The organism is Streptomyces sp. NPDC090088, assembly GCF_044747345.1.
GTDB lineage: Bacteria > Actinomycetota > Actinomycetes > Streptomycetales > Streptomycetaceae > Streptomyces.
This window is the reverse complement of the sequence record NZ_JBIVDZ010000002.1, coordinates 1-12176: the sequence shown is the minus strand read 5'-3', so window position 1 is coordinate 12176 and position 12176 is coordinate 1. Positions and strand designations below refer to the sequence as shown.

At 69.5% G+C, this 12176-nt stretch carries 13 protein-coding genes and 1 rRNA gene; 3 read left to right on the top strand and 11 right to left on the bottom strand.

Annotated elements, in window-relative coordinates:
- Nucleotides 1–150: 150 nt before the first annotated feature.
- Nucleotides 151–435, bottom strand: coding sequence for a glutaredoxin family protein (locus ACIPSJ_RS08675; protein WP_359227021.1), 285 nt, complete (start codon nucleotides 433–435; stop codon nucleotides 151–153).
- 118 nt (nucleotides 436–553) lie between these two features.
- On the opposite strand from ACIPSJ_RS08675, the gene ACIPSJ_RS08670 reads away from it, so the two are divergent.
- From ACIPSJ_RS08670 to ACIPSJ_RS08660, 3 genes are all read left to right on the top strand, one after another.
- A complete protein-coding gene (locus ACIPSJ_RS08670; RefSeq protein ID WP_359227023.1) occupies nucleotides 554–1492 on the top strand; it encodes an HAD-IB family hydrolase in 939 nt (312 codons plus the stop codon).
- A 384-nt stretch (nucleotides 1493–1876) separates the two neighbouring features.
- Entirely contained in the window at nucleotides 1877–2659 is a 783-nt protein-coding gene (locus ACIPSJ_RS08665; protein ID WP_359227025.1) for an ECF subfamily RNA polymerase sigma factor, BldN family, read from the top strand.
- Between the two features lie 234 nt (nucleotides 2660–2893).
- Complete coding sequence (locus ACIPSJ_RS08660; RefSeq protein WP_401344640.1) at nucleotides 2894–4135, top strand: DUF5667 domain-containing protein; 1242 nt, start codon at nucleotides 2894–2896, stop codon at nucleotides 4133–4135.
- A gap of 108 nt (nucleotides 4136–4243) precedes the next feature.
- On the opposite strand, the gene ACIPSJ_RS08655 is transcribed toward ACIPSJ_RS08660, so the two are convergent.
- The 10 genes from ACIPSJ_RS08655 to rrf all read right to left on the bottom strand — a co-directional run.
- Nucleotides 4244–5305 (bottom strand): lysophospholipid acyltransferase family protein, encoded by a 1062-nt coding sequence (locus ACIPSJ_RS08655; RefSeq protein WP_355721828.1) that lies wholly within the window; start codon nucleotides 5303–5305, stop codon nucleotides 4244–4246.
- 14 nt (nucleotides 5306–5319) lie between these two features.
- Complete coding sequence (locus tag ACIPSJ_RS08650) at nucleotides 5320–6387, bottom strand: NAD-dependent epimerase/dehydratase family protein (protein ID WP_359227030.1); 1068 nt, start codon at nucleotides 6385–6387, stop codon at nucleotides 5320–5322.
- A gap of 171 nt (nucleotides 6388–6558) precedes the next feature.
- Entirely contained in the window at nucleotides 6559–6657 is a 99-nt protein-coding gene (locus tag ACIPSJ_RS08645; protein WP_003948845.1) for a 30S ribosomal protein bS22, read from the bottom strand.
- 132 nt (nucleotides 6658–6789) lie between these two features.
- Complete coding sequence (locus tag ACIPSJ_RS08640; protein ID WP_067299677.1) at nucleotides 6790–6999, bottom strand: helix-turn-helix domain-containing protein; 210 nt, start codon at nucleotides 6997–6999, stop codon at nucleotides 6790–6792.
- A 130-nt stretch (nucleotides 7000–7129) separates the two neighbouring features.
- Nucleotides 7130–7945, bottom strand: a complete 816-nt coding sequence (locus ACIPSJ_RS08635; protein ID WP_401344637.1) for a phosphatase — start codon at nucleotides 7943–7945, stop codon at nucleotides 7130–7132.
- Nucleotides 7946–8123: 178 nt separating this feature from the next.
- Complete coding sequence (locus tag ACIPSJ_RS08630) at nucleotides 8124–9296, bottom strand: acetoin utilization protein AcuC (RefSeq protein ID WP_359227035.1); 1173 nt, start codon at nucleotides 9294–9296, stop codon at nucleotides 8124–8126.
- A complete protein-coding gene (locus ACIPSJ_RS08625) occupies nucleotides 9247–10464 on the bottom strand; it encodes an MFS transporter (RefSeq protein ID WP_401344635.1) in 1218 nt (405 codons plus the stop codon). Before ACIPSJ_RS08625 ends, ACIPSJ_RS08630 begins: the two co-directional genes overlap by 50 nt.
- Before the next feature lie 81 nt (nucleotides 10465–10545).
- Nucleotides 10546–11283 carry a VC0807 family protein gene (locus ACIPSJ_RS08620; protein WP_401344633.1) on the bottom strand — a complete coding sequence of 246 codons (738 nt, stop codon included), beginning with the start codon at nucleotides 11281–11283 and terminating at the stop codon, nucleotides 10546–10548.
- Between the two features lie 93 nt (nucleotides 11284–11376).
- Complete coding sequence (locus tag ACIPSJ_RS08615; protein ID WP_355721845.1) at nucleotides 11377–12021, bottom strand: HAD family hydrolase; 645 nt, start codon at nucleotides 12019–12021, stop codon at nucleotides 11377–11379.
- Nucleotides 12022–12081: 60 nt separating this feature from the next.
- Nucleotides 12082–12176: ribosomal RNA gene (gene rrf / locus ACIPSJ_RS08610) — 5S ribosomal RNA — on the bottom strand; the annotation flags it as partial.

Genomic DNA, 12176 nt, shown 5'->3' with positions numbered 1-12176 from the left:
GTCACGCACCCTCGGCGCGGTCGCGGGGAACCGGCGCATACGCGCTCACGCTCCGTCTCCAATGGGGGCAAAGCCGTACACACTCCTCACGAATCCCGCCCCCGAGACCAAGCCGCCGTCGATCCTAGGCGACTTTCCCACCGGTTTGGACTAGTCGGTCAGTGCCTTACGGAGCCGGTCTTCGTTCACACGCCAGAAGGTGTGCTGTTCACCGTCGACCAGTACGACCGGGATCTGCTCCCAGTACAGGTCGTGCAGCCGCTCGTCCTGGGTGATGTCCTTCTGCTCCCAGGGCACGTCGAGGTCGCCGCACACCTTCTCGACCACGACCTGTGCGTCATCGCACAAATGACAGCCCGGCTTACGGATGAGAGTGACCGATCGCGCACGAGACGCGGGGGCCTTCCGGCCGAAGAGAGGACTCATGGGGTCCATTCTCCCGCTCTTCCACGGCATGTTTGACTGGTTGTTTAACAGACCGGTCGCGGAGAGTTCACACCCAACCAACTCCCGCGACTCCGGATGCACCGAACAGACTGGCTATGCTCACGACATGGCCGCTCTCGGATGGCTCACTCCCCGTAGGCGCTCCGCCACGGCGCGGAGCGTGTTGGCAGGCGAGGCCTCGGCGGAGGCTGCGCGCAAGAACCAGGAAGCCCTGGCGGAAGAGGCGTCGGCGGGTGCCGAGGAAGCCGCGGAGCCGGACTTCCCGGTGCTCGGCGACGACAAGGCCGCCGCCTTCTTCGACCTGGACAACACCGTCATGCAGGGCGCCGCCATCTTCCACTTCGGCCGTGGCCTCTACAAGCGGAAGTTCTTCGAGACCCGCGACCTCGCCCGGTTCGCCTGGCAGCAGGCGTGGTTCCGGCTGGCCGGCGTCGAGGACCCCGAGCACATGCAGGAGGCCCGCGACTCGGCCCTGTCGATCGTCAAGGGCCACCGCGTCGCGGAACTCCAGACCATCGGCGAGGAGATCTACGACGAGTACATGGCCGAGCGCATCTGGCCCGGCACCCGCGCCCTCGCCCAGGCCCACCTGGACGCGGGCCAGAAGGTGTGGCTCGTCACGGCGGCGCCGGTGGAGATCGCCGGCGTGATCGCCCGCCGGCTGGGCCTGACCGGAGCGCTGGGCACGGTCGCCGAGTCGGTCGACGGCGTCTACACCGGCAAGCTGGTGGGCGAGCCCCTGCACGGCCCGGCGAAGGCGGAGGCGGTCCGCGCCCTGGCCGCCGCCGAGGGCCTCGACCTCTCCCGCTGCGCCGCCTACAGCGACTCGCACAACGACATCCCGATGCTCTCCCTGGTCGGTCACCCGTACGCCATCAACCCGGACACCAAGCTGCGCAAGCACGCCCGGGAACTGGACTGGCGCCTGCGCGACTACCGCACGGGCCGCAAGGCGGCGAAGGTCGGCATCCCGGCGGCGGCCGGGGTCGGCGCGGTGGCCGGCGGCACGGCGGCGGCGATCGCGCTGTCCCGGCGCCGCCGGTAACCACCGCGACCGAACCGCACAGCCCCACAGTCGCACCGCCCGGCGCCCCGCACGGGGCGCTCCTCAGGCATGCCTTCGGCCCGCCCGCGCCCGAACATTCCGGCGTTCTCCCGCCACGCGCCCGAATTATCGCGCGGCCGCCCCAACACGCCCTCGACTCCGCCTGAACACGCACCATTCTGATCAACAATCAGTCACTCTGCGGCACTTGAACCGTCTCAAATCGGTGAGAGAAGCGACGCAATCGATGATTTGAGCAACTCGGTGTAGCAGTGCCTGCACGAAGCGTTATTCTCCTCAGACGCAAACCGGTACCCCTCCGTCGCTACGACGGGTGAAAGGTCCCGTACTGCACGTGATGGAAGCTCTGCCTCTGGGAGTCCCGTGTACCCACACGTCGGGGTTGACGCCTCGGGCCTGGCTACGCTGCGCGCAACAGTCGCGGCGGTCAAAGAGACGCTGCGCGGCCTCGTCCCCTCCGCGTACGCCGTCCCCGCCTTCGCCACCGCAGCCCCCGTGGGCCCGTGCTACGCACTGGCCGACGGCGGCGCCGCCGTCGGCAGACGCAGCCGGACCTCCGGCAGCGCCGCCACCGCCCGCCGTCCGGCCGCGGACAGCGACAGCGCCCGCATGATGGATCTCGTGGAGCGTGCCCAGGCCGGCGAGTCCGACGCCTTCGGCCGCCTCTACGACCAGTACAGCGACACCGTGTACCGCTACATCTACTACCGCGTCGGCGGCAAGGCGACCGCCGAGGACCTCACCAGCGAGACGTTCCTGCGCGCGCTGCGCAGGATCGGCACCTTCACCTGGCAGGGCCGCGACTTCGGCGCCTGGCTGGTGACGATCGCCCGCAACCTGGTCGCCGACCACTTCAAGTCGAGCCGCTTCCGCCTGGAGGTGACGACCGGCGAGATGCTCGACGCCAACGAGGTCGAACGCTCGCCCGAGGACTCCGTCCTGGAGTCCCTCTCCAACGCGGCCCTGCTCGACGCCGTACGACGCCTCAATCCGCAGCAGCAGGAGTGTGTGACGCTCCGCTTCCTGCAGGGCCTCTCGGTCGCCGAGACCGCCCGGGTGATGGGCAAGAACGAGGGCGCCATCAAGACCCTCCAGTACCGGGCCGTGCGCACCCTCGCCCGGCTCCTCCCGGACGACGCCCGCTGAGCCGGGCACCCTCGGCGACGTCCAACTCACGCTCGGTGAAACCCTGTTGCCATTCTCAGCCGATCACCGGTCGTCCGTAACCCAAGTGCCGAGCCGCTCGTTGTGCGGGATACAGGCTCCCTGTGGTCACGTCCAGCAAGACCCTGATCACACGATCGTGTGGATCGGTCGAGGGCGTGCAACCCTCAGGACCCCCTGGGGAGTCGACCGTCATGACGAGAGGAGGTGCCGCCAGTGATCGCGAACGTATCGGCCCACCGGCGGGCGAACGCCTTCGCCCAGGCCCTGGAGGAGCAGCCCGACCGGGACCCGGCGGCCGAGCGGTCCGAGGCCCCGGCGGGCGATCCACCGGCCGCAGCGGATCGCGCCGAACGGACCGAGCCGGGCGAGCTGCTGGCCCTGGCGACGGGTCTCGCCGCACTGCCCAAACCGGAGCTCGATCCGAAGGTCAAGGTCGTCCAGCGGGCCCAACTGGTGGCCGCGATGGAGGCCATGCTCGCGGAGGGCACCCTGGGCGGGGCGGCGGACACACCGGTGCCCGAGCAGCGTTCCGGCCGGGCCAAGGGCGCGCACCGGGCGAGTCCACTGGGCAAACTGCGACCGCGTTCCCGGCTCACCAAGGGGCTCGCCGCGGGCGGACTGAGCGTCGGCGTGGCCGCCGGAGCCTTCGGCGGCGTCGCCGCCGCCAGCTCCGACGCCCTGCCCGGCGACTCGCTGTACGGCCTCAAACGCGGCATCGAGGACTTCAAGCTCAACTATCTGTCCGACGGCGACGACCAGCGCGGCCAGACCTACCTCGACCAGGCCTCGACCCGGCTGATGGAGGCCCGCCGGCTCATGGAACGGGGCCGCGGCGGCCACCTCGACCACGAGTCGATCGGCGAGATCCGCCGCACCCTGTCCGGGATGCAGCAGGACGTCACCGAGGGCCACCGCCTGCTCCACGAGGCCTACGAGCGCGATCCGAACTCCCTGGGCCCCATCCAGGCCCTGTCCGCCTTCGCCCAGTCGCACCGCGAGGCCTGGGGCGCCCTGCGCGACAAGCTCCCGGTGCAGCTCGGGGACGTCAGCCAGCAGGTGTCGTCGGTCTTCGAAGCCATAGACCAGGAAGTCGGGCCGCTGCAGTCCCTGCTCCCCCAACCGCCCCAGAGCACCGGCGGCACCGGCAAGCAGGGCTCCGGCACGGCGTCCACCGGATCCTCCGGCCGCCACCGGTCGACGGCCCCGTCGTCCTCCGGCAGCTCCTCCTCCGGCCACGACTCCGGCACCGGCAGCCCCAGCGGCTCGGCCTCCGGCAGCGCCGACAACGGCCTGATCGGCGGCACCACGGGCGGCCTCCTGGACCCCCCGAAGACCGGCACGACCAGCCCCTCCCCCTCAAAATCCGCAACCACCGAACCCGACGTCACCCTGCCCCCGCTGCTGCCGGGCCTGCTACCGGGCCTGGGCATCGACAGCGAGGACACGAGCAACTGACGGAGATGGGGTGCTTCTCCACCGAGGAGCACCCCATCTCCCCAGGGGCGCGAGGAACTGCGCGACCAGCCCCCACGCACCCGCACCCAAAACCCAACGCATCGCGCCTCAGAAGAAAACCGACCTCCGCTGCACAAGCAACTTGTACAGCGTGTGCTGAATCTGTTCCCGCACCTGATCCGTCAGATTGAACATCAGCATCGGATCCTCGGCCGCCTCCGGCGGATAGCCGTCCGTACGGATCGGCTCCCCGAACTGAATCGTCCACTTCGTCGGCAGCGGAATCCCGCCCAACGGCCCCAGCCACGGAAACGTCGGCGTCAACGGGAAATACGGAAATCCCAGCACCCGCGCCAGCGTCTTCGCGTTGCCGATCATCGGATAGATCTCCTCCGCCCCCACGATCGAGCAGGGAATGATCGGCGCCCCCTTCCGCAACGCCGTCGACACGAACCCGCCCCGCCCGAACCGCTGGAGCTTGTACCGCTCGCTGAACGGCTTCCCGATGCCCTTGAACCCCTCCGGCATCACCCCGACCAGCTCGCCCTGGGCCAGCAGCCGCTCCGCGTCCTCCGCGCACGCGAGCGTGTGCCCCAGCTTCCGCGCCAGCTCGTTGACGACCGGCAGCACGAAGACCAGATCCGCGGCCAGCAGCCTGAGGTGACGATTCGCCGGATGGTGATCGTGCACGGCGACCTGCATCATCAGCCCGTCCAGCGGCAGCGTCCCGGAGTGGTTGGCGACGATCAGCGCACCGCCCTCCGCCGGGATGTTCTCCATGCCCTTCACCTCGACCCGGAAGTACTTCTCGTACACCGGCCGCAGCAGGGACATCAGGACCTGGTCGGTCAGCTCCTCGTCGTACCCGAAGTCGTCGACCTCGTAGTCCCCGGTCAGCCGCCGCCGCAGAAACGCGAGCCCGCGCGCCACGCGCTGCTCCAGGCCGGCGTCGTCGTGCGGCTGCTCCACGCCCGTCTCAGGGCTCTCCCGGTTCACATGCACATCTTCCTGCGCGGGGATCCGCCCGGCGAGAGGCTGGACCTCACGCACCACCGCCGCCTGCTCGCCGCCGCCACGGCGGCCCCCCTGACCCCGGCGCCGGGCCGGCCGCTGCACGGCAGCCCCACGGGACCGGTCGTCGTCGAACGGAATGACCTTGGCGTCCGCCATCGTTGTTGCGCTCCTCAGTTGGCGCTCTTGGTCGGGGTCTTTGCCGGGCCGCCGCCCGGCGCGGGCAGCGCGGCGAGCCGGTCGACGGCCGCGGCCACCGCCTCGGGCGGCAGCAGCCCCGGGGCCTGGGCCCGCACGAAGTCCGCGAACGTCTCCGCCGTCGTGTACTTCGGCCGGAATCCCAGCGTCTCGCGCATCTGGTCGGTGGACACCACCCGGCCGTGCGTCAGCAGCCGGATCTGCTCGGGCGAGAAGTCGCTCATACCGAGCGTCCGCACCAGGGACCCGGCCCAGGTGACCGCCGGCAGCAGCAGCGGCACGGTGGGCCGCCCCAGCCGCCGCGAACACTGCGAGAGCAACAGCACCCCGTCACCCGCGATGTTGAACGTGCCGCTGTTGAGCGTCCCCCGGACCGGATCGTGCGAGGCGATCCGCAGCACGTCGATCACATCGTCCTCGTGCACGAACTGCAGCCGCGGGTCGTACCCGAGGACGGTGGGCAGCACGGGCAGCGAGAAGTAGGACGCGAGCGGGGTATCGGCGGTGGCCCCGAGGATATTGGCGAACCGCAGCACGCACACCGCCACGTCCGGCCGCCTCCGGGCGAACCCGCGCACATACCCCTCGACCTCCACCGTGTCCTTCGCGAACCCCCCGCTGGGCAGGGATTTCGGCGGGGTCGTCTCGGTGAAGACGGCGGGATCCTTCGGCGCGGAGCCGTACACGTTCGTACTGGACTTGATCACCAGCCGCTTGACGTTCGGCGACTTCTGACAGGCGCCGAGCAGCTGCATCGTCCCGATGACATTGGTCTCTTTGACGGTGGCCCGGCTGCCGCTGCCCAGCGGTGTCCCGGTCACATCCATGTGGACGACGGTGTCGGCACCGCTCTCGGCCAGGACCCGGGCGATGCTCGGCTGCCGGATGTCGGTCTGGATGAAGTCCGCCCCGCCCAGGTGGTGCTCGGGCGCCACCGCGTCCACGGCGACGACCCGGTCCACTTCGGGGTCACGCTGAATACGTCGCACGAACCGGCCCCCGAGCTGACGGGCCACTCCGGTCACGAGCACGACCTTCCCCAAGATCAGCGCCTTTCTTCCGTGTTCCCGTATGCGGGCCAACTTAGCGGGTCGATGTTGCGCCGGCATGACCCCCAGCGGGCCATGACGAGCCGCGACGGCCGGAAAATGCATGTGGCCCCCCACCGTACTGGTGGGGGGCCACACACAAGCTCTCGCGGCTCGACGCCGTAATTACTTCTTGTTACGACGCTGAACACGCGTGCGCTTGAGCAGCTTGCGGTGCTTCTTCTTGGCCATCCGCTTGCGCCGCTTCTTGATAACAGAGCCCACGACTACCCTCGCTCACTTCTCATCACTCGGTGCTGGGCATCATGGGCCCATACGACCTACGAGGGGCTAGCCTACCCGCCCGAGCGCTGAGGTCGTAATCGAGGTGCCCCGGGAGGAACCCCGGAACGGCTCTCAGGCGGTCTCCACCCCCACATAGCTCTCGCGAAGGTACTCGTGTACCGCTTGCTCGGGGACGCGGAAGGACCGCCCCACCCGGATCGCGGGCAGATGACCGCTGTGCACCAGCCGGTACACGGTCATCTTCGACACTCGCATCACCGCGGCGACCTCCGCCACGGTAAGGAACACAACCTCGTTCAGAGGCCTCTCGCCAGCTGCCATGACACACCTGAACCTTCCGCACTCGACGGGCCACCGGCTTCCCCTTCCGGTGACTCTTCGTCGTTGCGTGCTCACTCCCCAATGTAGGGGCGGGTGATGCGAGTGGGGAAGAGGTGCACCCATCGGCGGCCTACTGTGACAGACACGCTCGATTGAGTACGTAGCGGGTAAGCGGCGTGTAGTAATCAGACCGCACGCCGTCATCAACCGGAACGGCGACGGACACGACCCCCTCGGCCTCCCCCACGAAGAGCGCAGGGTCATCCGTATCCGCGAGCCCAATGGCCTCAAACCCGAGCTGACCTGCACCGCAGACCCATCCATGGTCCCCCACCACCAGCTCCGGCAGCGGCCCTCCGCTCTCCGCCGCCGCATCCAGCGCCACCCGAACCGGCAGCGGCGAATGCGTGTGCGCACCCGGCGCACAACCGGGGCGTTCACGGCCCGTTTCTCTCATGAACCCGACGCCTCGTACGTAATCAAGGTCGCAGGTACGTAGACCGAACCGGGTCGTTATGTCGACACAGCGACCCTGCGCAGGGGTGAGAACCTCACACCCCGCCGCCGACATCGCGTCCGCGAGAGCGGCGTAGAACCCGATCAGCCGGTGCGGATGCCCGGTCCCGAACAGCACCGGGGCCCGCCGCCCGGCGACCTCCCCCACCCGCTCCGCGAAGGCATCCAGCGCGGCCACCGTGCGTTCCGGGTCGATCACATCATGCCCTGAAACACACCGCGGATCGTCCGAAACCCCACACTTGCCCGCCATCAACCGAACCAATTCCCGCTCGCTCCACGTCCCTTGCGGATCAATCCCGATCAACACCCGAGGATCCCGAGCAGCGAACAACCGGTACCGCCGAAGACTCCGCTCCCGCGAGGTGGCCACCACCCCGGCAAGCCGGACAGCCACCAGGTACGCACGAAGCTCACGAGCACTCAACACGGCTGAGATGGTGACGGACGGCGCCCGCCGAGGAGCGGGGACCGGAAGAACTCCGCACGGTCGGCGTAACGATTGACCACCCCCGGGCACCACCCACCCAGCCCGTCCGGCGTTTGAGGACGAGGCCGTCCAGGCCGAAGCGGGGGTCCGGGGGCGGCAGCCCCCAGGGACGGTGCCCCTACGCCAGCAACCCCCGCAACGGAAACACGGCCCGCCGCGTCGCCAGCACGGCCTGGTCCAGCCGATCAGCCGGGTCGTACCCCGACTCCCACCCGGCCCACCCCACCGGCCACCGCCCGTCCGTCATCCGCCCCGGCCCCAACTGCCGGGTCCGGGCGAACACTTCCTGCCGCCACCCCTCGGGCACCAGCGTCTCGGGCTCGATCTCCCGCCCCGCCGCGATCGCCACCAGATGCGTCCACGACCGGGGCACGACATCCACCACCTCGTATCCGCCCCCGCCCAACGCGACCCACTTCCCCCCGGCGTACTCGTGCGCCAGCTCATGGCAGGCCACCTGCACCGCCCGCTGCGCGTCCAGCGAGACGGCCAGATGAGCCAGCGGATCCTCGAAATGCGTATCAGCCCCGTGCTGGGTGACCAGCACCTGCGGCCGGAAGTCGGCGACCAGCTCCGGCACGACCGCGTGGAACGCCCGCAACCACCCCGCGTCCCCGGTCCCCGCCGGCAACGCCACGTTCACCGCGGACCCCTCCGCCGCGCCGTCCCCGACCTCCTGCGGCCACCCGGTCTGCGGGAAGAGCGTCCGGGGATGCTCGTGCAGCGAGATCGTCAGCACTCGCGGGTCCTCCCAGAACGCGGCCTGCACCCCGTCCCCGTGGTGCACGTCCACATCCACGTAGGCGACCCGCTCGGCACCGAGCTCCAGCAGCCGCGCGATCGCGATCGAGGCGTCGTTGTAGACGCAGAACCCGGACGCCGCCCCCGGCATCGCGTGGTGCAGCCCGCCCGAGAAGTTCACGGCGTGATCCGCGTCCCCCCGCCACACGGCCTCCGCGGCCCCCACCGACTGCCCCGCGATCAGCGCGGACACCTCATGCATCCCGGCGAAGGCCGGATCGTCGACCGTCCCCAGCCCGTACGACTGGTCGGCCGCCGCCGGATCCGCCGAGGCCGCCTTCACGGCCTCGATGTAGTCCTCCCGGTGCACCAGCCGCAGCGTCGACTCCCCGGCCGGCTTCGCCGCGACGACCTCCGCCACCCGGTCGAGCCCGAAGGCACCGACCAGACTCCGGGTCAGCGCCAGCCGGACCGGATCCATCGGATGCCCCGGACCGAAGTCATAGCCCGTTACTGCTTCGTCCCACATCAGCTGTGCGCGGCCGCTCATGCCCGTCACCGTATCGGTCCGACCTGGTCGCGAACGAACGGGCGTACACCAACGTCACCAGCACCAACACCATCGGCACCAGCATCGCCCCGCGATAACTCCACGCGTCGCCAAGCGCACCCACCAACGGCGAACCGATCAGAAATCCGACGTAGTTGAAGATGTTCAGTCGCGCGATGGCCGCATCCGAAGATCCGGGGAACAGCCTCCCGGCCGCCGCGAAGGTCTGCGGCACCAGCACACACAACCCGAGCCCCAGCAGGGTGAACCCGACCATCCCCACCCAGGCCCCCGGCGCCACCGCCACCACCGCGAACCCCCCGGCCGCCACCAGCGCCCCCAGCCGTACGACGGCCACGGCCCCGAACCGCCGTACCCCGAAGTCCCCGAGGGCCCGCCCGACCAGCGTGGTCACCATGTACACGTTGTACGGCACGGTCGCGAGCTGCTCACTGCTGCCCAGCACGTCCTTCAGGTACTTCGCACTCCAGTTGGAGACCGTCGAGTCCCCGATGTACGCGAAGGTCATCACCAGGCAGAGCGGCAGCAGCAGCTTGAAGACGACACCGCCGCCCGCGCCCTCGCCCGCCGCGTCCTCCGCCGGCGCGGGATCACCGTCCACATACCACCGGCTCCCCACCAGCGCGGCCGGCAGCAGCACCGCCACGACCGGCAGATACGACACCCACAGCGCGAGATGCCAGTGCGCGCCCACCCAGGCCAGCGAGGCCCCCAGAATCCCGCCCAGGCTGTACGCGGCATGGAAGCTGAGCATGATGCTGCGCCCGTACGTCCGCTGCAGGCTCACCCCCAGCATGTTCATCGACGCGTCCAGCGCGCCGACCGCCAGCCCGAACACGGCCAGCGCCACCGCCAGCTCGGCCATCGCCCCGCCGGCCCCGACGCCGACCAGCGCCAGCATCACCACAGGCTGGGACCAGCGCAGCAGCAGACTCGGCCGTATGCGCTTCACCAACTGCTCGGTGGTGACGCTGCCGACACCGGCCAGGATCGGCACGGCGGCCAGAAAGACCGGCAGCAGCGCGTCGGAGACGCCGTACCGGTCCTGGATGGCGGGGATGCGCGTCACCAGCAGCGCGAACGTGGCGCCCTGTGTGAAGAAGCTGAACGCCAACGAGGCCCTACCGCGCCGCAGCACATCTGTCATGGCGGCGAGCGTAGGGCCCCGGCGTACTCGTGGGTAGATCCAGCCAAAGATGAATTTCCTTCAGCTTTACTTTCCGGCCGCTCAGGCGGCGACCGCGAGCTCCTGCTCCTGCCGCTCCTGCGCGGCCTCCTGGCGCTTCACCTCGTCGGTGATCAGGCACGCCATCGGCTCGGCGGCCGCCCCACCGCAGACCACCATCCCGAGGGTGATCGCCACGACCAGCAGCAGCGAGCCCAGCCAGACCATGGTGTCCACGGGGATCGTGTAGGCGCCGACGACCCGGGCGACGCACTCCGTGAGGAGCACCAGTCCCCAGATCACGGAGAAGAGCCGCTCCTTGCGCAGGAACTCCGCCGACCGGACCGCCGTCCCGGACACCAGCCGCTCCCAGGCGGCCTCCCGGCCCGCGTCCCCCTTCACCAGGAAGGGCTTCAGCCCGGCCGTCATCATCGGCCGGCCCAGCGCCACCGACACCAGGATCCCGATCCCGATGGTGCTGCTGACCGCACCGTCCTTGGCCAGCATCAGCCGCGGGTCGCCGGAGACGAAGCTGAGCGCCAGCCCGACCACGTTCACGACCAGGATCAGCGCCGCCAGCCCGTTCACCCGGCGTTCCCTCACCACACTCCAGACCGTCCGCACGGCCGGCACCACGCTGCTCCAGGCGAGCGCCGCGAAGGTGCTCATCCCGAAGGCCCCCTTGAAGAAGTAGTACGACCCGAGGGGCACCGCCACATCCACGATCAGCGGCCGGAGGTTCTCCAGCACGCTGTTCTGCCGCTGCTTGCTCTGGGACCCGGTGTTCGTCGTCTTCGTCATGCCCTCAGCTTCGCGTCCGGGCGGGGTCCCCCAGTAGAAACGAACGTCCGGAGCTCGGCATGACAATTGTCAGCACCCCCGTCATGCCTCAGGTCATTCCAGCAGGTCAAGCAACTGCCCCAGACCGTCGAAGAGTTGAGTGGCACCCCGCAGCCGCTCGGCCGGCGTCATGGCCGTGAACCCGTACACGTCCATCCCGGCCGCGACAGCCGCCCGCACCCCCAGCGGACTGTCCTCTACGACGGCACAACGCCCCGGCGCGACCCCCATCCGTTCGGCCGCGTACAGGAAGAGATCCGGCGCCGGCTTCCCCCGCCCCACGTCCTGCGAACTGAACACCCGCGACTCCTCGAACCACCGGTCGAGCCCCGTCGTCCGATGCCCCACCCGGATCCGCTCATGGCTCCCGGACGACGCCACGCAGTACGGCACCCCGTCCGCCGCCAGCCGCTCCAGCACCTCCGCGGCACCCGCCACGGGCTTCAACTCCCGCTCGAACGCGGCGAACACCCGGCGGTGAAAGACATCGTCGAAGTCGTCGGGCAACCGCTGCCCCGTGCGTTCCTGGACGAGCTCATGGACCCGGTGCATCGCCGACCCCATGTAGTCCCGTATCGAGTCCTCGTAGGAGGTCGGATGCCCGAGCTCGGTGAGGTAGGCGGCCAGGAGCCGGTTGGAGATGGGCTCACTGTCGACGAGAACGCCGTCGTTGTCGAAGATGACGAGGTCGTAGCGCATAGCCATGAGCTTAAATGCAGAAAGGCCCACGCCATACGGCGTGGGCCTTTCCTAATATTTGTTCGGCGGCGTCCTACTCTCCCACAGGGTCCCCCCTGCAGTACCATCGGCGCTGTAAGGCTTAGCTTCCGGGTTCGGAATGTAACCGGGCGTTT